The organism is Mesorhizobium sp. L48C026A00, assembly GCF_000502375.1.
In the GTDB taxonomy this organism is placed as follows: Bacteria; Pseudomonadota; Alphaproteobacteria; order Rhizobiales; family Rhizobiaceae; genus Mesorhizobium; species Mesorhizobium muleiense.
The window spans coordinates 1-674 of record NZ_AYWU01000114.1 but is presented as its reverse complement, the minus strand read 5'-3'; the positions used below and the strand labels follow the sequence as shown (position 1 = coordinate 674).

Genomic DNA, 674 nt, shown 5'->3' with positions numbered 1-674 from the left:
GGCCGGTTCAGGTAGCCACGCGCAACCCCCGCCCCGCCGATATAGAGCTCGCCCACCGCCCCGAACGGCACCGGCGCACCATGACCGTCCAGCAGGTAGATCCGCGTGTTCGCAATGGGACGGCCGATCGTTTCAACGACGGTGTCTCCCCTGGGCATGCAAATCCAGGTCGAGTACGTCGTTGTCTCGGAAGGGGCGTATAGGTTACAAATCTTCTCGACACGGCTGTGCTCGAAGATTCTCTCGATCAGAGCTGCGCTCAGCGCTTCGCCCGCCAAATTGATGGCGCTTGCCGCGGCGGGGACTGCTTCCTTGTCGAGCAGAGCGGCGATCGCAGAGGGGACTGTATTGATCAGCGAGACGTCCAAAGGCGTTTGCGCCAGTGCCAGCGCATTGTCGACGAGATAGAGCGTGCTGCCCTGTGACAGGGTAGCGAAGCACTCATAGACGGACAGATCAAAGCTGATCGAAGTGGAGAACAGCATGCGGCTGGTCTGTGCTTGCGCGTAGACGCGGCTACTCCAACGCAGCAGGTTCACGGTGCTTTGATGCTCGACCATGACGCCCTTGGGCGTCCCGGTGGAGCCCGAGGTGTAGATGATGTAGGCGAGCTGGCGGGGGGTGAGCCCCAGCGCGCGCGGGTCGGGATCGTCAGCGCCCTGGTCTGCCCATGG

1 protein-coding gene is annotated in these 674 nt (G+C 62.8%); it reads right to left on the bottom strand.

Features of this window, described 5'->3' with window-relative positions; all coding sequences use genetic code 11:
* A partial coding sequence (locus X738_RS80605; protein WP_036270831.1) for an AMP-binding protein occupies nucleotides 1-674 on the bottom strand: 674 nt, incomplete at both ends.